The organism is Janthinobacterium longum (genome assembly GCF_051380735.1).
Taxonomy (GTDB): domain Bacteria; phylum Pseudomonadota; class Gammaproteobacteria; order Burkholderiales; family Burkholderiaceae_D; genus Janthinobacterium.
The window spans coordinates 1,060,316-1,080,061 of the sequence record NZ_JBNYXQ010000001.1; the positions used below are offsets into that span (position 1 = coordinate 1,060,316).

16 protein-coding genes are annotated in these 19,746 nt (G+C 62.8%); 8 read left to right on the forward strand and 8 right to left on the reverse strand.

Annotated features, from left to right (window positions below):
- Positions 1–42: 42 nt before the first annotated feature.
- Together ACQ4WM_RS04865 and ACQ4WM_RS04870 are read left to right on the forward strand one after the other, a co-directional pair.
- Entirely contained in the window at positions 43–3,321 is a 3,279-nt protein-coding gene (locus ACQ4WM_RS04865; RefSeq protein WP_436545553.1) for a DUF2339 domain-containing protein, read from the forward strand.
- Complete coding sequence (locus ACQ4WM_RS04870; protein ID WP_436545554.1) at positions 3,318–4,778, forward strand: DUF3999 family protein; 1,461 nt, start codon at positions 3,318–3,320, stop codon at positions 4,776–4,778. Before ACQ4WM_RS04865 ends, ACQ4WM_RS04870 begins: the two co-directional genes overlap by 4 nt.
- Before the next feature lie 3 nt (positions 4,779–4,781).
- On the opposite strand, the gene ACQ4WM_RS04875 is transcribed toward ACQ4WM_RS04870, so the two are convergent.
- Entirely contained in the window at positions 4,782–5,525 is a 744-nt protein-coding gene (locus ACQ4WM_RS04875) for a helix-turn-helix domain-containing protein (RefSeq protein WP_436545555.1), read from the reverse strand.
- A gap of 150 nt (positions 5,526–5,675) precedes the next feature.
- On the opposite strand from ACQ4WM_RS04875, the gene ACQ4WM_RS04880 reads away from it, so the two are divergent.
- Positions 5,676–6,098: a hypothetical protein gene (locus ACQ4WM_RS04880; RefSeq protein ID WP_436545556.1), complete on the forward strand. Its 423-nt coding sequence runs from the start codon at positions 5,676–5,678 to the stop codon at positions 6,096–6,098.
- A 3-nt stretch (positions 6,099–6,101) separates the two neighbouring features.
- The gene (locus tag ACQ4WM_RS04885; protein WP_436545557.1) at positions 6,102–6,887 is read left to right on the forward strand and encodes a DUF2145 domain-containing protein; all 786 of its coding nucleotides are present in this window, start codon (positions 6,102–6,104) and stop codon (positions 6,885–6,887) included.
- An 18-nt stretch (positions 6,888–6,905) separates the two neighbouring features.
- On the opposite strand, the gene ACQ4WM_RS04890 is transcribed toward ACQ4WM_RS04885, so the two are convergent.
- The 5 genes from ACQ4WM_RS04890 to ACQ4WM_RS04910 all read right to left on the reverse strand — a co-directional run bounded on the left by ACQ4WM_RS04890 (position 6,906) and on the right by ACQ4WM_RS04910 (position 13,055).
- Positions 6,906–7,979 carry an ABC transporter ATP-binding protein gene (locus ACQ4WM_RS04890; protein WP_436545558.1) on the reverse strand — a complete coding sequence of 358 codons (1,074 nt, stop codon included), beginning with the start codon at positions 7,977–7,979 and terminating at the stop codon, positions 6,906–6,908.
- A 33-nt stretch (positions 7,980–8,012) separates the two neighbouring features.
- Entirely contained in the window at positions 8,013–9,803 is a 1,791-nt protein-coding gene (locus tag ACQ4WM_RS04895) for an ABC transporter permease (protein WP_436545559.1), read from the reverse strand.
- Between the two features lie 67 nt (positions 9,804–9,870).
- On the reverse strand, positions 9,871–10,968 hold the full coding sequence (locus ACQ4WM_RS04900; RefSeq protein WP_436545560.1) for an ABC transporter substrate-binding protein: 1,098 nt from the start codon (positions 10,966–10,968) through the stop codon (positions 9,871–9,873).
- Between the two features lie 44 nt (positions 10,969–11,012).
- On the reverse strand, positions 11,013–11,984 hold the full coding sequence (locus ACQ4WM_RS04905; protein WP_436545561.1) for a Bug family tripartite tricarboxylate transporter substrate binding protein: 972 nt from the start codon (positions 11,982–11,984) through the stop codon (positions 11,013–11,015).
- A gap of 9 nt (positions 11,985–11,993) precedes the next feature.
- Positions 11,994–13,055, reverse strand: a complete 1,062-nt coding sequence (locus tag ACQ4WM_RS04910) for a porin (RefSeq protein ID WP_436545562.1) — start codon at positions 13,053–13,055, stop codon at positions 11,994–11,996.
- Positions 13,056–13,273: 218 nt separating this feature from the next.
- Here ACQ4WM_RS04910 and ACQ4WM_RS04915 point away from each other — a divergent pair, with 218 nt between their 5' ends.
- The 4 genes from ACQ4WM_RS04915 (at position 13,274) to ACQ4WM_RS04930 (ending at position 16,701) form a co-directional block, all read left to right on the forward strand.
- On the forward strand, positions 13,274–13,987 hold the full coding sequence (locus ACQ4WM_RS04915; protein ID WP_436545563.1) for a response regulator: 714 nt from the start codon (positions 13,274–13,276) through the stop codon (positions 13,985–13,987).
- Between the two features lie 32 nt (positions 13,988–14,019).
- Positions 14,020–15,528, forward strand: coding sequence for a sensor histidine kinase N-terminal domain-containing protein (locus ACQ4WM_RS04920; protein ID WP_436546200.1), 1,509 nt, complete (start codon positions 14,020–14,022; stop codon positions 15,526–15,528).
- Between the two features lie 114 nt (positions 15,529–15,642).
- The gene (locus ACQ4WM_RS04925) at positions 15,643–16,203 is read left to right on the forward strand and encodes an outer membrane beta-barrel protein (protein WP_436545564.1); all 561 of its coding nucleotides are present in this window, start codon (positions 15,643–15,645) and stop codon (positions 16,201–16,203) included.
- 144 nt (positions 16,204–16,347) lie between these two features.
- Positions 16,348–16,701: a ribonuclease E inhibitor RraB gene (locus ACQ4WM_RS04930; RefSeq protein ID WP_436545565.1), complete on the forward strand. Its 354-nt coding sequence runs from the start codon at positions 16,348–16,350 to the stop codon at positions 16,699–16,701.
- Between the two features lie 230 nt (positions 16,702–16,931).
- On the opposite strand, the gene ACQ4WM_RS04935 is transcribed toward ACQ4WM_RS04930, so the two are convergent.
- Positions 16,932–18,254: a homoserine dehydrogenase gene (locus ACQ4WM_RS04935; RefSeq protein ID WP_436545566.1), complete on the reverse strand. Its 1,323-nt coding sequence runs from the start codon at positions 18,252–18,254 to the stop codon at positions 16,932–16,934.
- Between the two features lie 72 nt (positions 18,255–18,326).
- Positions 18,327–19,556 carry a pyridoxal phosphate-dependent aminotransferase gene (locus ACQ4WM_RS04940; RefSeq protein WP_436545567.1) on the reverse strand — a complete coding sequence of 410 codons (1,230 nt, stop codon included), beginning with the start codon at positions 19,554–19,556 and terminating at the stop codon, positions 18,327–18,329.
- Positions 19,557–19,746: the final 190 nt, after the last annotated feature.

Below are 19,746 nucleotides of genomic sequence, written 5' to 3' on the forward strand. Positions count from 1 at the left end.
GCGACTTCCTGTTGCACCCTGTTCTGCCAGGAAAGCCGACCTATGTTTGTATTGACACCGCTGGTATTGCTGGGCTTGTTGATTACCGCCTTTGTCTTCGCGCTGAAAAGCCGCCGCAAAGTGGCGGACCTCGAAGCCGCCACCGCGCGCTTGCGCCGCGAAGTCGACAGTATCCAGGAGCGCCTGAAAGTGCTCGATCTCGGACCTACGGTGCCACGCGCCAGCGCCGAAGCCACGATGGGGGCCAGGACGCAAGCCCGGGTGGAGCCCGCGCCGCCAGTGCCTGTACCGATACCTGTGCCGATACCCGTGCCCGCGCCTGTGCCAGCTTCGGCGCCCGAGTTTGTGCCACCGGCGGTAACCATTTCGCTAGCCAAGCGTGAACGCCAGAGCGCACCGCCTGCCACGCCACCTGTGCCGCCCGTCAAGGCTGCCCCGCCCCTTCCACCCCTCCCGCCAGCGCCAGCCAACACGCCGGTCTGGGTCTCGCGTGGCAATACTCCTGCCAGGGACTCTACCGGCAACGAGCTGTTTGCCAAGGCCAAGACCTGGCTGTTGACCGGCAACCTGGTCGCCAAGCTTGGTTTGCTGATCCTGTTCCTGGGCGTCAGCTTCCTGCTCAAATACGTGGCGGCGCAAGTGACGGTGCCGATCGAGCTGCGCCTGGCCGGCATCGCGCTGGCCGACATCGCCCTGCTGGCCTGGGCCTGGCGCATCCGCCTGACCCGGCCCGGCATCAGCCTGCCACTGCAGGGCACGGCATTGGCGATATTGATGCTGGTGACCTTTGGCGCCTTCCGCCTGTACGAACTGATGCCTGCCACCCTGGCCTTCGTTTTGCTGTTCGTGCTGACGGCGTTCACCTGTTTGCTGGCGGTGCTGCAAAACGCCGTCTGGCTGGCCGTGTTCGGCATCGTCGGCGGCTTTGCCGTGCCGGTCCTGGTGTCGACCGGCGGCGGCAGCCATATTGGCCTGTTCAGCTACTACGCGCTGCTCAACGCGGGTGTGTTTGCCATTGCCCTGAAACGTGCCTGGCGCGTGCTGAATGTGCTGAGCTTTGGCTTTACCTTTGCCGTCGCCACCGCCTGGGGCGTGCTGCGCTACACACCTGAACACTATCTGTCCACGCAGCTGTTCCTGATCCTGTTCGTGCTGTTCTATGTCGGTATCGCGATCGCCTATTGCGCGCGCCAGGCGCCGCGCCTGAAACACTATGTGGACGGCACGCTGGTGTTCGGCACGCCGCTGGCGGCCATGGGCTTGCAGTACGGCCTGGTCAAGGACCTGCATTTCGGCCTGGCGTTTTCCTCGCTGGCGGGCGGCCTGTTCTATACCGGCCTGGCGCTGGCGCTGTGGCGCCGCCACAGCGGCCACTTCAAATTGCTGGCCGAAGCCTTCCTGGCGCTCGGCATCGTGTTCGGCACCCTGGCAATACCGTTTGCGCTCGATGGCCGCTGGACTTCGGCCGCCTGGGCGCTGGAAGGCGCCGGCATCGTCTGGGTCGGCCTGCGCCAGCGCCAGCCGCTGGCCTGGGCTTTCGGTCTGCTGGTACAGGCCGGCGCCTGGCTGTCTTTCCTGGACATACTGGCCGATATGGATACGGCAACGGCGCTGCAGTCGAATCTGTGGCTGGGCTTCCTGCTGCTGGCCGCCGCCGCGCTGCTGATGGCGATCAACTTCCGCCGCCAGCAAGGCGTCGTGCACGCCAGGCTGTCGCCGGCGCTGATGCAGGGCCTGTCGGTGGTGTTTATCACTGGCGCCACTGCCTGGCTGCTCGGCGGCCTGTGGACGGAGATTCTGCTGCGCACCGACAGCTTGAAGCAACTGAACCTGCTGACCGTCAGCGCGCTGGCCGTTGCTGGCGGCCTGTTCTGGCTGGGGCAGCGCCTGCAATGGACGGCGCCACGTCTGCTGATGCTGCTGGTACAACTGCTGGCCGGCGCCGCCTTGTTGCTGCACATGGGGTTGAAATGGAGTTTTGCCCCGTATTACCTGTTCCACAGCACCTTTTTCAGCGCGCTGCTGCTGGCGGCGGCAGCCTTGGCCAGTGCATGGTTTGTCCAGCGCCAGGCACGCGTGCAAGCTGATCCGAAGCTGGCATGGACCGCGCTGCCGCTGCTGCAATGGAGCGGCGTGCTGTGGTTCGTCGGCGTTTTGTATCCGCTTTGCGGGGTTCTGTTGCGCCTGATCGATCACAACGGCCCCTTGCAAGATCACCTTTTCGAGCACTTCATGGCGCTGTATCTGATTGCAGCAGTCGTCGGCACGCCATTGTTTGCACTGCTGGCGCGCCGCCTGGCCTGGCTGCAATTGCGCTGGTTCACGATCGCCGCCTGGATCGGCCTGGGCCTGTGGAGCGTCAATATGCTGCTGGCCTTGTACCTGCGGGACTACGTGCCAACCGGCCTGTCCTGGCTGGCGCTGGCCTTCGCGCTGGTCACCGGCGAATACATGCTGCGCACCTGGTCGCGCGCCGGCTGGCAGTTCGAGCTGCGCATGCTGCGCTTGCTGCATACGGTGCGCACGGCTGCGCCATGGTTGATGCTGTGGCCGCTAGGCGCGATTTATCTGGACGCATGGCTGGCTGGCCAGGGCGACGACGTCAGCCCTGCCTGGTCGCGTTATCTGCCGGCCTGGGCCATGATGCTGGTACTGGCCTGGCTGATCCGCCGCTGCCGTGCCGGTGGCTGGCCGGTGGCGCCGATTGCAAGCTGGTACCAGCACTATCTGATACCGCTGGGGGCAGCGTGGCCGCTGCTGCTGATCGCCACCTGGAACCTGATCGACAACGGCGCGATGGCGCCCCTGCCCTATCTGCCTTTGCTCAATCCGCTCGATATCAGCAGCGGCCTGGCGATACTGCTGGGTATCGCGGCTTGGCGGCTGCTGCAATCAAGCCAAACGCCATGGCTGGATCAATTCAAGCCGCGCGCGCCGCTGGTGGCCGCCTGTCTTGTCTACGGCTGGTTCAACCTGATGCTGCTGCGTACAGTATCGAACTACATGGGCGTGCCGTACGAATTCGACGACCTGATGGCCTCGCAGTTCGTGCAAGCCATGCTGTCGCTGGTATGGAGCATTACCGCCCTGCTGCTGATGCGCCATGCGGCGCAGCACCAGCGGCGCCAGCAATGGAGCCTGGGCGCGGCGCTGCTGGTGCTGGTGGTGGGCAAACTGTTCCTGGTCGACTTGTCGAACTCGGGCAGTATCGCCCGCATCGTGTCGTTCGTGGGCGTGGGCCTGCTGATGCTCTTGATTGCTTACCTGGCGCCGTTTCCCAAGGCAGAGACCGTAATTGAAACGAAAGCGGAGGGTGCATGAAACTGAACTTGCTGCTATGCGCGACACTGGCCTGCGGCACGGCGCTGGCGCAAACCACGCCGGACCATCCGTCCGGCTACGGCTGGAGCATGCCGGTAAGCGTGCCGGCCGGTGCCGGCGTGGCCCGCTTGCCGCTGCCCAGGGAAGTCTACCTGCACGCGCGCACCGGCAACCTGGCCGACGTGCGCCTGGTCGACCGCGACGGCCAGCGCCTGCCGTTCGCCATCAGCACGCCACCGGCGCAGTCAAACACGCAGCGCAGCAACATCGCCGCACGCATCTTCCCGGTAACCGGCAGCACGGCGAGCGGCGGCGGCTTGCAAAATGTGGAAATCCGCACTGGCAGCGACGGCCAGCTGTTGTCGGTCAGCGCCAGTGCCGGTGCTGGAACTGGTACCGGCACTGGCGCGGCAGGCAAGACCCTGCAAGCGCTGATCCTCGATATCGGCCAGCAAGCGCCAGGCAGCCGCATCGGCGCGTTGCGCTTTACGCCGCCCGCCAATGCCGGTGATTACAGCGCCCAGGTGTTGCTGGAAGTGAGCGATGACCTGAAGCAATGGGATGGGGTAGGCACCACGACCTTGAACTGGCTCAGCAACAGTGACACGCAGACGCTGGCCAACGACAGCATCGTCTTTGCGCCACGCGCCTTCCGCTATGCGCGCCTGAGCTGGCAGGACGGCCAGCCGCTGGTGTTTGCCGCCATCGCAGCGCAGGCCGTCAGCGAAACCGAGGCGGTGCTGCCGCGCGCGTCCATTGTGCTGCAAGGCGTGGCCGGCAAGCAGGCCAACGAATGGCGTTACGCCACGCCGATTGCGATTCCCGCCGACAGCATCGCACTGCAATTTGCGCAAGCGAATGTGGTGCTGCCGGTGACCCTCGGTGTCTATCGCCAAAGCAACTATGTGCCGCAGCGCCGGCTGCATCTGCACCGCCAGGCGCGCCCCGCACAAGGCGACTATTTCGACCCCTTGTTGAGCACCAGTTTTTACCGCATCAGCGACGCCGGCAAGGAACGCGTTTCAGGAGAACTGGCGATGCCGGTGGTGCAGACCACGCAATGGATATTGCGCCCGCAGACAGATGGCACGGCGTTGCCGGCCCAGCCGCCTTCCCTGCGCCTGGGCTGGACACCTGAAACGCTGGTGTTCCTGGCCGGCGGCAAGGGACCCTATCGCCTGGTGTTCGGCAAGGCCGACGCCCAGCCTGTGGCGCAGCCGCTATCACAAGTGGCGCCCGGCTACCGCGCTGGAGAATTGCAGGCGCTGCCGATTGCAACCGTGGGTGCACTGACGGCGCGTGCCGGCGTCGCAGCCGAAAACACCGCTGCAGCGGACCAGGGCCTGCCGTGGCGCCTGGCGGCGCTGTGGGCCGCACTGCTGCTGGGCGTGGGCGTGCTGGGCTTCTTTGCCTGGCGACTGCTGTCGCAGATGAAGCAGGAGCAGCCGCCGCAGTAACTGCTACTGGCGCAGCAGCGCCTTGAACGTTTGCGGCATCCACGGCCGCGCCGCCAGCATGAAGCTGATGGCGCGGCGTTCTTCAACCGGCAGGCGCGCGTCTTCCTGGTGCTGGCGCGAGAACTCCACCGCCACCTGCTGCAGCCGCTCCAGCAGCGCTGCAGTGGATTTTTTCGACAGCATCACATTCACCAGGCGCAGCAGTTCGCTGTCGCCATCGAACTGCGAGTTCAGGTAGTCGTCGTAGGCTTCCTGCTTGAAATAGGCATGGATGGGGCCGTTCGGTATCCAGGCAAAGGTACGCGCCACCAGCAGCTTGACCCGGTTGTTCGGCAACAGTTCCAAAAAACCGATCTTGTCCAGGCGCAGCAGGCAACTGACGGCCTGCGCTTCGCTGATGTCGTAGATGGCGAGGATCTGTTCCAGCGACAGCAAGTTCAAGGCCGAAACGGCAACGATGAACAGCCTGGTGTCTTCGATGATTTCCTTTTCCTGCGCATAGGTCAGCCCCGTGATCAGGGTGGGCGCAGCCTGGGCAGCCTGCACGGCTAGCGCCAGCTGCTGGAAATCGCTGTCGATGGCCACCAGGATCTGCTCCACGCGCTGCAAGGTAAATTGTTTGAGCGAAAACATGCGCTTGACGCTGGCCTCGGACACATTGATGCGCCGTGCCAGTTCCGCGTAAGTCACCGAGCGCGCCTTGAGCAGGCGCTTGAGGGCTTCGATCAGGGCATGGGTCTGCTGCATAATCATCCTGGGCTTGATAAAGAGCAACATAGTATCAAAAAGTGATACCCGCAGTATGGGCGGCCACTACGAGTAGCATTTACATTGACCTGCCTCACGCCATCGACAATGATGGTCATGCCAATTCGGCCACTCTGAAGGAGAAACACCATGAAGCTGACCACACGTTTGTTGCCACTGTACCTTGTGCTGAGCTTGTCCGCTGCACTGCCATCGATGGCGCAGGCCGCGGCCTCCGAAAACCTGTCACGCGGATCGCAAAACCTGAGCCAGGGTTCCGCCGTGGTAGTGGCCGGCTCCATGTCGATGCTGGTGGCCTCGGGCCAGGTGATGATCGCCAGCCTGGAAGCGGTAGGCGAAGGCGTGGTCATCGTGCTCAAAGGCGCGTCGGACGCTGGCAGTGCATCGATACAGCTCAGTAGCCAGGCGGCGCAAGGCTTGTCGCTGGCCGTCGGCACTGTGGTGAGCGTGGTGGCGGTGTCTACCGGCCACGTGCTGGTGGCGTCGGGCAAGGCCATCGCCTTTATTCCGAACGAACTGGGCAAGTCGCTGCTGTATCACTCGAAGGCATAAGCCATGAAACAGCTGACCGCCCTTGTTTTGAGCCTGCTGCTGGCCGGCGCCGCCCATGCGGGGCGCTCGTGCGAAGAAAAACCGACCGAAGCGAACACCGTCGTCAAATCGATGGCGCTGGCGCAAAAGACCATGCAGGCGCTCGACGCCTCGGGCGCGCAGGTGGCGCTGGTGGCGCGCGCGGGCCAGGACCTGTCAAAATACAAGTTGCGCTATTCGCACATGGCGCTGGCCTGGCGCGACCATCCGCAGGGACGCTGGCTGGTGGTGCATGAGCTGAACGAATGCGGCACGGCGCAATCGTCGCTGTACAACGAGGGACTCGGCAATTTTTTCATGGATGATGTATTCATGTATGAAGCGCTGATCCTGATCCCCAGCCAGGAAACGCAGCAGCAACTGGCACGCCTGCTGGCGTCGAACACGCCCAAGCGCCTGCATGAGGCTCACTACAATATGCTGGCCTATCCGTTTTCCACCAAATACCAGAATTCGAACCAGTGGGTGCTGGAAACCCTGGCTGCCGCCAGTAACGAGCCGGGCAAGATCGAAACACGCGCCGAGGCGCAGGGCTGGCTGCAAAGCGCGAGCTATGTGCCGCAAACGCTGAGCATTCCCGCGGCCACCCGCCTGGGCGGGCGCATGTTCCGCGCCAATATCGCCTTTGACGACCACCCGTTCGCGCGCCGCATGACGCGCCAGATCGACGTCGTCAGCGTCGACTCCATCGTGCGCTTCATGCGCCAGCGCGAACCGCAGGCGCAGGAGATCGTGGTACGGGGCGACTGACGGCCGCCCCGTACCTGCTTAAAACACCCAGAGCTTGTCGACCGGCATATGCAGCCAGTATTTACCGGCGTCGAGTTTATGGCGCGAATAGGCGCGCAGGCTGAGGTTGTCGATGCCGCCGCGCTCGAACAGGCACTCCCAGCGGTCGCCCAGGTACATGCAGGTCAGCAGCGGCAACTCGATCGCGTTCTCGACCTGGGTCGCGCTGACCTTGACTTCCTCTACCCTGATCATGGTGGTCACGTCAAGGCCGGTATTGACGCCGCGCGCCACGCCCTGCAGCGGTGCACCGTCGATCTGCAGGCTGACCCGGTTGCCTTCGCGCTGCAGCACCTTGCCCGGCAGACGGTTGTTGCTGCCCATGAATTCGGCCGTAAACAGGGTGTCCGGCGTTTCATACATGCTTTGCGGCGTGCCCTGCTGCTCGATCTTGCCGTTATTGAGCAGCAAAATACGGTCGGAAATGGCCATCGCCTCGCCCTGGTCGTGCGTCACCATCAGCGCCGACAGGCCCAGGCGCACGATCAGTTCGCGCAGAAAGGCGCGTGCTTCCTCGCGCAGCTTGGCGTCCAGGTTCGACAGCGGTTCGTCGAGCAGGATCACCGGCGGGTTGTACACCAGCGCCCTGGCAATCGCCACGCGCTGCTGCTGGCCACCGGACAATTGATGCGGATAGCGCTCGCCCAGGTGGCCCAGGCCCAGCTGCGTCAGCACTTCCTTGACGCGTTCGGCAATATCGGAGGTGCCCATCTTGCGCAGTTTCAGGCCATAAGCGACGTTGTCGAACACGGTCTTGTGCGGCCACAGCGCGTACGACTGGAACACCAGGCCCAGGTTGCGCTGTTCGGCCGGCATCTCGAAGTGTTTCGCGCCGTCGTACACATTGCGCGCGCCGATGTCGATGGTGCCCGCCTTCGGGCTTTCCAGCCCGGCGACAGCGCGCAGCAAGGTGGTCTTGCCGCTGCCCGAAGGCCCCAGCAAGGCGACCACTTCGCCTTTTTTCAGGTGCATCGAAACACCTTTCAGGATCTGGTTGGCGGATGCGCCCGTGCCATAGTCCAGGTGCAATTCATTGACGGTCAGTTCATTCATGATAAGGTCTCAGTCTTTTTTTAGTTATGCAGCTCAGTTATGTAACTTCACGCCGAAGCGCAGCGCGATGCCCAGGCCAATGGCCACCAGGGTGATATTGATGAATGACAACGCCGCCACCAGATCGGTCGAGCCGCCGGCCCACAGCGATACCAGCATCGCGCCGATCACTTCGGTGCCGGGCGAGAGCAGGTAGACGCCGGTCGAGTATTCGCGTTCGAAAATCAGGAACACCATCAGCCAGGCGCCCAGCAGACCGTATTTGATCAGTGGCAGCGTGACGTCGCGCGTGACCTGGCCACGGCTGGCGCCAACGGCGCGCGCCGCCTCTTCCAGCTCCGGCCCCACCTGCAGCAGCGCGGTGGAAATCAAACGCATGCCGTAGGCCATCCATACCACCGAATACGCCAGCCACAGGGCGAAGATGGTCGAACGCACTTCGCGCAGCACCGGGATTACATGGCCGCTCAGCCACAAGGCCACGCCGTTGTCCATGCCCTTCAACATGCCATCGAGCCAGGCCGGCACGAACAGGAATACCCACAGGAACGACAGGCCGGCCAGCAGGCCCGGCACGGCGCGTGGCACCAGCACGCTGTAGTCGAGCAGGCGGGTGATGCCGTCCTGCTTGCGGTGCATGGCCAGCGCGATAAAGCTGTAGCAGCCGACCGCCAGCGCGCCGCCGACCACGCCGATCAGGATGGTGTTGACGATGCCGCGCACCAGCGAAGGCTGGTCGAAAATGTCGCGGAAGTGTTGCAGGGTCAGTACGTCGGCCAGGTGCACACCCTCGCCCCAGTACTGCACGAACGAGCGCAGCACGATGCCCGTCAACGGCAGGATGATGGTGAAGATCAGCCAGCCAGCCAGCAGCGCAAACGCCAGCCACTTCCAGCGGCCCAGCGGCATCGCCTTGCTGCGCGCGCCCTTGCCCTTGATCGACACGTATTTGTTGGCCGATTTCAGCAACCAGCGCTGTATCATCACCAGCGGCATGGTCACCATCACCAGGCAGACGGCGACGGCAGCCATCAGGTGGTAGGACGGCGTGCCCAGTTTATTGGTCAGCTTGTACAGATAGGTCGGCAGCACCAGATGGCCTTCCGGGTCGCCCAGCACCAGCACCAGGCCGAACACCTCGAAGCCGAGGAAGAACACCAGCACGCCGGCATACGCCAGCGCCGGCATGATCATCGGCAGCGACACATTCATCATCACCTGCACCGGCGAGGCGCCGGCCACGCGGGCCGCTTCCTCGACGTCGGAACCCAAGCTTTTCAGCGCCGACGAAGCATACAGGTACACGTGCGGCACGTGCGTGAGGCCAGCGATAATGACGATGCTGGTGAAGGAATAGATATTCCAGGGCACGAAGCCGAGCAGCTCCTTGGCCCAGATCGAGTAAAAGCCCACCGGCCCCATCGACACCACGTAGCCAAAACCCATCACCATCGGCGACACGAAGATCGGCACCAGCAGCATCGGCGCGACCCAGCCACGGCCCGGCAGATCTGTACGCACCATCAGGAAGGCCAGCATGCCGCCCAGCGGCACGGCGATCACGGTCAGGCCGAAGGCCAGCATCAGGCCATTCTTGAAGGCCATCGAGAAATCGGGATCATCGAAGATGAAACGGTAGGAATCGAAGCCGAATTCGCGCACCGGCATAAAGAACGGTGCGGACAGGAAGCTTTGATAAAAAATCAGGAACAGCGGCAGGAAAATGGCGACCAGGGTGATCGCCACGACCACGCCGCGCGGCCAGTTCAAGCGCGACAAGGGAGAGCGCGACCGTGCAGGCAGCGGCAAAATGGCAGTTTGCATGATGAATCCAATGAATGAGGGATGCGGCATCCCTGCGCAGGCGAAACTGCGCAGGGTCAGGACGGCATTACTTTTTGCCGGCTGTTTCTTTCCACTGCTTTAAGAATGCCATGCGCTTGGCCGGTCCCAGAAATTGCAGGATGATCGGATGCACCGGCACCGGCTTGACGTTGGCGGCGCCGATTTCCTTGATCAGGTCAGCCGAAGTGGTCTCGCCCGTTACATCAGCGCGGATCGCATACAGCTTGGCGCCGTTGGCGATGATGGTCTGGCCACGGTGCGACAGGATGTAGTCAAGCCACAGCTTGCCGGCGTTGACGTTCTTTGCGTTCTTGTTGATGAACTGCACGCGCGACAGGATCAGGGTGTAATCCTTGGGCAGCACCACGCCGATCGACGGATCGGTCTTGGCGCGTACCAGGGCGTAGGAACCCAGCACGTTATAGCCGATCAGGTTTTCGCCCGACGAGATGCGCTCCATCATGGTGCCGGTCGACGACTGTACGCGTACCTTGGCGGTACCGAACGCGTTCTGCAGCGCCAGGAACTGCGGATACTGCTTGGCGTCCTGCGACATGAACATGAAGCCCACGCCCGATTTTTCGATATCGTAGGTGGTGACCTTGTCCTTGAATTTCGGCGTGGTGATCAGCTTCGCGAAGTCATCATGGTTTTTCGGCACTTCCTTCGGATCGAGCAAGCGCTTGTTGTAGACGATGGCGGCCGGCTCGAACGTGGTGCCGTAAGCCTGGTCGTCCCACATCGCCCAGCCGGGGATCTTGGCCGCTTCGACCGACTTGTATTTCAGGGCGTAGCCGTCCGAGGCCAGGCGCATCTGCAAGTCCATCGCCGACGACCACATCACGTCGGCCGTATTGCCGCCGGCAGCCACTTCGGAAATGAAGCGGTTGTACACTTCGGTGGAATTCATGTCGTTGTACTCGACCGAAATGCCGGGATACAGCGCGCTGAAATCCTTGATCAACGGCGCGGCGGCCTTGCTGTCGGTGGCACTGTAGATCACCACCTTGCCCTCTTTCTTGGCCGCGTCGATGATCTTCTGGTAGTCGGCCGGATAACCGGCCGGCACTTGTGCGCAAGCGCCACCAGTGGCGCCGGCGAAAGCGGCGGCCAGGGCGATGGCGAGTATGGTCTTGGTTTGCATGGTTGTCTCCGTCTGTGATTGTTATAAGGTTGCTTGCAATGGCGTCAGCGCATCAGGCCCAGTTCGGCGGCCTGCCTGGAGTAGCGCTCGACTGCCTGGTTGACATACTGTGTCAATTTGTCGCCCGTCAGCGCGAACGGAAACATGCCGGCCTGCGCGCGCCACTGGGCAAACTGCGGCGTGGCCATGGCGCGCTCAAAAGTGGTTACCCAGCGCTGGTAGTCCTGCTCAGGCACTTGCGGCCCCATCCACAGGCCGCGGATGATCGGCCACACCACGTCGATGCCCTGCTCGCGCGCCGTCGGCACGCCGGCCAGCACACCGGGCAGGCGCTTTTCCGACAGCACTGCCAGCACGCGCGCCTGACTATCGTCCGCGTTCAAGGTCGCTTCCGAGGTATCGCCCGACATTACCTGCACGTAGCCGGCCTGCATCGCTGTAAAGACTTCGCCGCCGCCTTCCAGCGCCACGAAGCGCAGCACTTTCGGATCGATGCCGGCGTGGCGCGCCACCAGCGCCATCTTCAGCCAGTCCTGGCTGCCGATGGTGCCGGACACGCCGATCAGTACCTTGTCAGGGTGGCGCTTGAGCGCGGCGATCAGGTCGGCCAGGGTTTTATAGGGCGAATCGCTGCGCACGGCGATCATGCCGTAGTCGGCGCCCAGCGCGGCCACCCAGCGTACGTCGCCCGCCTTGGCGTTGCCGAACTTGCCCTGCGCCAGGTTCAGCAGCGAGCCGCCCGAAAACGCCACCAGCGTGTTCGCTTCGGCACGCCGGCGCTGCGAACCCATCGAACGCCAGGCGACTGCGCCGATGCCGCCCGGCAGATAGCTGATGCGCACCGAAGACGCGAACGGCGCCGACGCAGCGCTCTGCAGCAAGCCATGCCGGGCCAGCTTGCAGGTCAGGTCCATGGCGCCACCCGGCTTGGACGGCACCACGCACTCGACGTCGGGTGCCGCCGCGCCGGCAAAGGCAGGCAGCAACGACAGCAGCAACAACGCGGTGCGCAGCATGGCCATGGTTTAGAAGCGGTGCTGGATGCCGGCGATCAGGCCACGCTGCGTGTCGCCGAAACCGGCGTCGTCACGCGACAGGCTGACCAGCTGGCCATGCTTGGCCTTGGCGTAGGCGCCAGCCACATACAGGTCGGTGCGTTTGGACAAGGCGTAGCGCACGCGCGCCACGTACATGATTGGATCGGCGTCCAGGTTGGCGGCAACGTTTTTCACGTCCTGGTAGTAGACCACGCCGGTCAGGGTGATCACCGGGGTGGTCTTGTAGCTGACGCCGCCCCAGTACAGGGTGCCGCGCACATCGGCGCGGTTGGCGGCGGCCGGATCGAGCTTGTAGTCGCGCGCCGCAGCCTGCACTTTCCAGGCACCTTCTTCGTACATGGCAGCTAGGTGCAGCACCGTGTTCTTGTCGCGCGCGCCGCCGGTGATTGCATTGCCGTTGATGCGTTCATAAGTGGCCAGCACGCTGACCGGGCCGCTCTTGTAGTTGACGGCCGTCGACAGCTTGGCGCTGTCCGAGGTGCTGCTGCTCTGTTCGCCGAATCCGTAGGAAGCGCCATAAGTCAGATCGCCGGTCTTGCCCGAATACTTGACCAGGTTGTCGAACGCGGTGGTCATGCCATATTTGCTGGGACCGCTTGCATTGGCTGACGTGGCCCAGGAGTAGAACGGCGCATAAGCCATCGGATCGTAGGGCAGCACGAAGTCGTACACGGTGGTAAACGAGCGGCCCAGTACCACTTTGCCGAACGCACCTTCCAGGCCCACATTGGCCTGGCGCTTGAACAGTGCGCCGTCGGCCGCGCCGGTATCGACCAGGATGCCGCCTTCGAGGTTGAACACGGCTTTCAGGCCGCCACCGAGGTCTTCGCTGCCGATAATGCCCCAGCGCGAAGTATTCATGCCACCCGAGCTCACTTGCGTGACCGAGTCTTTCGACGGACCGGCGTTGCTGGTGGTGCTGACGCCGGCGTCGAGACGACCGTACAGGGTCACGTTGGACTGCGCCTGGGCGGCGCCGGCAACAGAGAACAAGGCCAGGGCGGCCAGTGGTAATGCGGTAGTCTTCACAGGAATCTCCCTTTAGTTATATTTTTTGGTGATATGCCCGATTCGTTTTCTGAATCAGGATCACACTATATGAGCTGCATCCTTTCAATTGGCTTTCAGCCAGGCAGATGTCGCCGGCCAGCCACAAGCGGCCCATAACAACCCAAAACAACCCAAAACAGCCCAAAAGGAGCAGCGCCTCGCTTACACTGCACCCACGACAACGAATGGCGGAGACCATGCGCATACTATTAGTGGAAGACCATCTGGAGCTGTCGCACTGGCTGGCAAAAGCCCTGCGCGACGCGCACCTGACGGTGGAGACAGTCCATAACGGCGCCGATGCCGACGCCCTGCTGCATACGCAGGATTACGCGCTGGTGCTGCTCGACCTCAGCTTGCCGAAAATGGATGGCCTCGATGTGCTGCGCCGGCTGCGCGCGCGCGGCGGCACGCGCGCAAAAACGCCCGTCATGATACTCACGGCGCGCGGCGGCATCGATGAAAAAGTGCAGGGCCTGAACCTGGGCGCCGACGATTACCTGGCCAAGCCGTTCGAGCTGGCCGAACTCGAAGCGCGCGTGAAGGCGCTGCTGCGCCGCAGCCAGGGCAACGAGGCGCTGGTGCATACCTGCGGCGCACTCAGTTTCGACACCATCACGCGCATGTTCAGCTATGGCGGCACGGCGATGGCCCTGACGCCACGCGAACACGCTGTACTCGAAGCGCTGATCTCGCGCCTGGGGCGGGCCGTCTCGAAAGAAAAACTGTTCGATGAAGTATTCGCGCTGGCCGACGACGTCAACCTGGACGCGATCGAACTGCTGATACACCGCGTGCGCAAGAAACTGGAACAGGGCGGCCTGGCCGACGCCGCCGCTATCACCACCCTGCGCGGCATCGGCTACCTGCTGCAACCGCGCAGCGCCATGCCGGCCGCCGCCGCCAAGTGAAACCAGGTATCGACCAACCCCGCCTCAGCTGGCTGGAACGGCTGCAGCGCCACCTGCAGACGCGGCGCCTGGGCAGCCTGCGCAACCAGCTGCTGCGCTGGCTGCTGATTCCGCTGGTGATGCTGGTGCTGCTCGACGCCGTTTTCGTCTACCGCAATGCGCTCGACGCGGCCGACATGGCCTACGACCGTTCCTTGCTGGCGTCGACCCGGGCGCTGGCAGAGCGCGTCTCGATCGAAGGCGGCAAGGTGGTGGCGGAGGTGCCCTATGTCGCGCTCGACAGCTTCGAGACCGATACCCTGGGCCGCATCTACTACAAGGTGACCGGCATCCACGGCGAGCTGGTGTCGGGCTATGGCGATTTGCCGGCGGTGCCGGCCAATGTGCCGCGCTCGCAGAATTACCCGGCGCTGGTGCGCTTTTATCACGCCGACTATCACGGCAAGCCGATCCGCATTGCCGCCCTGCTGCAGCCGGTGTTTGACGACTCCATGCGCGGCATCGCCCTGATACAGGTCGGTGAAACGCTGGACGCGCGGCGCGGCCTGTCGAACCAGATCCTGCTCGACACCTTGACGTGGCAGGCGGCGATGGTGCTGGTGATGGCGGCGATGGTGTGGTTTGCCGTGCGCCTGGTGCTGCAGCCATTGATGCGGCTGAAAACCGAAGTTGAAACGCGTGCCCTGTCCAATTTGTCCGATGTCGACCCGGCCCTGGTGCACCGCGAAATGCGTCCGCTGGTATCGGCCATGAACGGCTCGATGGCCAGGCTGCAGCAGTTGATTGCCAGCCAGCGCCGCTTTATCGCCGACGCCTCGCACCAGCTGCGCACGCCGCTGACGGTGCTGAAAACCCAGGCCGAACTGGCGCTGCGCGCCTGCGACCGCCAGCCCGACAATCCCCAGGCGGTGGCCGCCCTGCGCGACATCGTCGCCAGTATTGCCGCCACCACCGATTCGACCGTGCTGCTGGCCAACCGCCTGCTGACCCTGGCGCGCATCGAGCATGGCGACGAACACCTGTTGATGGAAGACGTGTCACTGCGCGACCTGGCCCAGCAGGTAGGGCTGGAGATGGCCATGTCGGCCGTCGGCCGCGAGATCGACCTGTCGCTGGAAGCGGAGCTTGACGCCACCGTGCAGGGCCAGGCGCTGCTGCTGCACGAACTGCTGGTCAACCTGGTCGACAATGCGCTGCGCTACACGCCAGCGGGCGGCAGCGTGGCACTGCGCGTGCATCCGCCACAGGAGGCAAGACAGGGGCCAGTGCTGGAGGTGCAAGACAGCGGCGCCGGCATACCCGAATCCGAACGCGAACGCGTGTTTACGCCGTTCTACCGTGTGTCGTCGGCACTGGAACGCAATCCGGGCGGCGCCGGCCTGGGCCTGGCCATCGTGCGCGATATCGCCGCCCTGCATGGCGCCCGGCTGGAACTGGGCACGGCCGACAACGGCCACGGCTTGCTGGTGCGGGTACAGTTCAATAGCGGCAGCAGCAGTGGCACGTGGCCGGGAAATATTTCCGCACAGACATCAATGTGACATTTTTTGGCGTTTTACACCGTGTGCGCCTGACATAAAAAATAACTTTGTTATAGAATCCGGCTCCCACCAAGCGATGAATCCCTCGCCGCATTGGTGCTCACTGGATAAATCATGAAAAAACAACTGTTCGCGGTCGTCGTCGGCGCCGCCCTGGCCCTGCCAATGTTTGCACAAGCGCAAAGCAGCTATGTCGGCGTCAATGCCGGCCGTTCGGAATTGAAATTGTCGGGCGACCTGGGTTCGGGAAAAGAAGACAAGACCGGCTACAAAGCGTACGCCGGCTACAACTTCACGCAAAATTTCGGCCTGGAAGCGGGCTACGCCAATTTCGGCAAGCTCAAGGACAACGATGGCGCCACCGCCGTCAGCATGGAAACGAGCGCCTTCTACCTGGCCGGCACCGCCACCATGCCGATCAACCCGCAGTTCTCGGCTTTCGCCAAGGCTGGCGTCTCGCAAAACCGTACAAAGGCCACCGTCAGCGGCTTTGGCCTGCGTTTCAGCGGCAAGGAAGATAAAACCGCCGCCATGTTCGGCGTAGGCGCTGCCTACCATGTCAACCAGAACGTGTCGGTCGTTGCAGAATACGAAAACTTCGGCAAGACCTACAGCGAAAACGGCGCGAAACTGAAAGCGTCGATGCTGTCGGCTGGCGTGCGTTACCAGTTCTAAGTATTTCATATCGAGCCAGTTGCTGGCGGATAGCAAAAACCGGCTGAGGTGAATGCACCTCAGCCGGTTTTTTTGTGCGCGCATGGTGCGCGATGGCGGCCGATGTTACCATCGCGCCCTGCCTATCAAACAAGGATACCTGCCATGATGACCAAAGAAGAAGTAACCGAACTGTTTGACAATATCGCCGAAAACGCGCCCTGGGACCTGACCCAGCCGCTGCTGTGGGGGTACTACTTCACCAACCCGACGCCGGAAGCGCTGGAGCAGGCGGCCGGCGTGCTGGCGATCGACGGCTACCGCCCGGTCGAACTCTACCAGCCCGAACTGGAAGACGCCGCCGCACCACCGGTGTGGGTGCTGCATGTGGAAAAAGCGGAAGTGCACAATGTCGACAGCCTGCACGCACGCAATGGCGAGCTGCAGCAGTTTGCGCTGGAACAGAAGCTGGCCAGCTATGACGGCATGGATGTGGGGCCGGTCGGCGCAGCGCAGTAACCAGAGGTGTAATATCCGGCACGCCAGCCAGCAAAACGTATTCAAAGCCCGGTCGCCCGCAGAGGCTCCCCGGGCCAAGCGGGCCCGAAAAATGTCGAGGGCAAGGCGCAGCGACGACGACAGTACGCATGTACGGCCAAGAGCTGCAACGCCGCCATCGGCATTTTCTCGGGCTCGCGTCTCCGGCCCGCCATTTTTGCCTTGCGACTTTCAATGCGCTGGACAGTTTATCAGCTGAGGTTTTCCAGCCGTATCTTGGTCACCGTGCCAACCACGCTATCAAGCGCTTCCATCTGTTCAATGGCGGCCGTAACGTTTTTCTCCTGCGTCTGGTGCGTCAGCATGATGATATCGGTATGCGTCTCGCCGTCGGCCGGTTCCTTTTGCAGCATGGCGTCAATCGAAATGCCACGGTCAGCCAGAATGCGTGTCAGGTCGGCCAGCACGCCCGGCTGGTCGGCCACATGCATGCGCAGGTAGTAGCTGGTGGTGATTTCCGACATCGGCAAGATCGCAATATCGGTCATCGCGTTCGGCTGGAAGGCCAGGTGAGGCACACGGTGTTCCGGGTCGGCCGTGGCCAGGCGGGTGATGTCGACCAGGTCGGCAATCACCGACGAGGCGGTCGGCTCGGCGCCGGCGCCACGACCCGAATACAGGCTGGCACCCACGGCATCGCCATGCACCAGCACCGCGTTCATGGCGCCTTCGACGTTGGCGATCAGGCGCTTGGCCGGGATCAGGGTCGGGTGCACGCGCAGCTCGATGCCTTCCACGCCATTGACGGTGGCGCGCTTGGTGATGCCCAGCAGCTTGATGCGGTAGCCCAGTTCTTCGGCGTAGCGGATATCGATCGCATTGAGGTTGCTGATGCCTTCCACGTAAGCCTTGTCGAACTGCACCGGAATGCCGAAAGCGATCGCCGACATGATGGTGGCCTTGTGGGCCGCGTCCACGCCCTCGATGTCGAAGGTCGGGTCGGCTTCCGCATAGCCCAGTTGCTGCGCCTGTTTCAGCACGGTGGCGAAATCGAGGCCCTTGTCGCGCATTTCGGACAAGATGAAGTTGGTGGTGCCGTTGATAATGCCGGCTATCCATTCGATGCGGTTGGCCGTCAGGCCTTCGCGCAGCGCCTTGATAATGGGGATGCCGCCGGCAACAGCCGCTTCGAACGCCACCATCACGCCCTTTTCCTGGGCGGCGGCAAAGATTTCATTGCCATGCACGGCCAGCAGCGCCTTGTTGGCGGTGACCACGTGCTTGCCGTTGGCGATCGCCTGCAGCACCAGGGTTTTCGACAGGTCGTAGCCGCCGATCAGTTCGACGACGATATCGATTTCAGGGTCGTTGACGATGATGGACGGATCGTTGACGACCTTGCACGCACCGTTGATCAGGCCTTCGGCCCGCGCCACGTCGCGCACGGCGACAGCCACCACTTCGATGCCGCGTCCGGCACGGCGTTTGATTTCTTCCTGGTTGCGCTGCAAAACGCTGAACGTGCCGTAGCCTACATTGCCCAGGCCCAACAGGCCGATCTTGATGGATTTCATAATGGTCTTGTGCTCATGAGTGGCGCGGGCAAACCGCCCGCGCCAGGTTGATCGATACTGCTGCTGGCCGGCTCACAGCCGGCTGTGACGCTTGCGATAACCTTCCAGGAAGCGCGCAATGCGCCCCATCGCCTCGGTCAGGTCGTCCGAATTCGGCAGGAAGACGACGCGGAAATGATCGGGCGCGATCCAGTTGAAACCGGTGCCCTGCACGATCAGCACCTTGGCCTCGGCCAGCAATTCATAGGCAAACTGCTGGTCGTCGGCGATCGGGTAGACGGCCGGGTCCAGCTTCGGGAACATGTACAGCGCGGCCTTCGGTTTGACACAGGTGACGCCCGGGATATCGGTCAGCAGCTTGTGCGCCAGGTCGCGCTGTTTCAGCAGGCGCCCGCCCGGCCCCACCAGGTCGTCTATGCTCTGGTAGCCGCCCAGCGCCGTCTGGATCGCAAACTGCCCCGGCGCGTTGGCGCACAGCCGCATCGAGGCCAGCATGTTCAGGCCCTCGATATAATCCTTGGCGTGGCGCTTTTCGCCCGACACCACCATCCAGCCGGAGCGGTAGCCGCAGGAGCGGTAATTCTTCGACAGGCCATTCAGGGTAATGAACAGCACGTCGTCGGCCAGCGAGGCAATCGACACGTGCTCGGCTTCGTCGTACAGTACCTTGTCGTAGATCTCGTCGGCGAAAATGATCAATTGATGCTGGCGCGCCAGCTCGACGATCTGCAGCAGCACCTCGACCGGGTACAGCGCGCCGGTCGGGTTGTTCGGATTGATGACGACGATGGCCTTTGTTTGCGGCGTGATTTTCCGGCGCATATCCTCGATATCGGGATACCACTGGTTCTCTTCGTCGCACACATAATGCACCGGATTGCCGCCCGACAGGCTGACGGCCGCCGTCCACAGCGGATAGTCGGGCGCCGGCACCAGCACCTCGTCGCCACTGTTGAGCAGGGCGTTCATCGACATGACGATCAGTTCGGACGCGCCATTGCCCAGGTAAATGTCGTCGATGGTGACGCCGGCGATGTTCTTGCCCTGCGTGTAGTGCATGACGGCCTTGCGCGGCGCGAACATGCCCTTCGAATCGGTATAGCCGGCGGCATTTTGCAGGTTGAGCATCATGTCGCGCACGATCTCGTCGGGCGGATCGAAACCGAACACGGCGAGGTTGCCAATGTTCAGTTTGGTAATCTTGTGGCCTTCTTCTTCCATTTGCCTGGATTTTTCCAGGACCGGGCCGCGGATGTCGTAGCAGACATCTGCCAATTTGTTCGATTTCTGAATCGGTCGCAAAATAAATCCCTGTCGTGATGCGGCGCTGAGCCATGGCGCGCCTGAACTGCCCCAATGCATTGCAAGGCGAAAACGAGCATTCTCGCCGAAAGCAGGCCATTTTATCAAATTAAACATGGTCAACCCCAGCATTTCGCGTCCATCCTGCCACGCCTGCCCATATACCGGGCAGCAAGCTGCGGCGCCCTTC

Excerpts from the sequence above, each read along its gene's own strand:
- ACQ4WM_RS04865 (WP_436545553.1), top strand. The coding sequence starts at position 43 with ATGTTTGTATTGACACCGCTGGTATTGCTGGGCTTGTTGATTACCGCC.
- ACQ4WM_RS04870 (WP_436545554.1), top strand. The coding sequence starts at position 3,318 with ATGAAACTGAACTTGCTGCTATGCGCGACACTGGCCTGCGGCACGGCG.
- ACQ4WM_RS04875 (WP_436545555.1), bottom strand. The coding sequence starts at position 5,525 with ATGCAGCAGACCCATGCCCTGATCGAAGCCCTCAAGCGCCTGCTCAAG.
- ACQ4WM_RS04880 (WP_436545556.1), top strand. The coding sequence starts at position 5,676 with ATGAAGCTGACCACACGTTTGTTGCCACTGTACCTTGTGCTGAGCTTG.
- ACQ4WM_RS04885 (WP_436545557.1), top strand. The coding sequence starts at position 6,102 with ATGAAACAGCTGACCGCCCTTGTTTTGAGCCTGCTGCTGGCCGGCGCC.
- ACQ4WM_RS04890 (WP_436545558.1), bottom strand. The coding sequence starts at position 7,979 with ATGAATGAACTGACCGTCAATGAATTGCACCTGGACTATGGCACGGGC.
- ACQ4WM_RS04895 (WP_436545559.1), bottom strand. The coding sequence starts at position 9,803 with ATGCAAACTGCCATTTTGCCGCTGCCTGCACGGTCGCGCTCTCCCTTG.
- ACQ4WM_RS04900 (WP_436545560.1), bottom strand. The coding sequence starts at position 10,968 with ATGCAAACCAAGACCATACTCGCCATCGCCCTGGCCGCCGCTTTCGCC.
- ACQ4WM_RS04905 (WP_436545561.1), bottom strand. The coding sequence starts at position 11,984 with ATGCTGCGCACCGCGTTGTTGCTGCTGTCGTTGCTGCCTGCCTTTGCC.
- ACQ4WM_RS04915 (WP_436545563.1), top strand. The coding sequence starts at position 13,274 with ATGCGCATACTATTAGTGGAAGACCATCTGGAGCTGTCGCACTGGCTG.
- ACQ4WM_RS04925 (WP_436545564.1), top strand. The coding sequence starts at position 15,643 with ATGAAAAAACAACTGTTCGCGGTCGTCGTCGGCGCCGCCCTGGCCCTG.
- ACQ4WM_RS04930 (WP_436545565.1), top strand. The coding sequence starts at position 16,348 with ATGATGACCAAAGAAGAAGTAACCGAACTGTTTGACAATATCGCCGAA.
- ACQ4WM_RS04935 (WP_436545566.1), bottom strand. The coding sequence starts at position 18,254 with ATGAAATCCATCAAGATCGGCCTGTTGGGCCTGGGCAATGTAGGCTAC.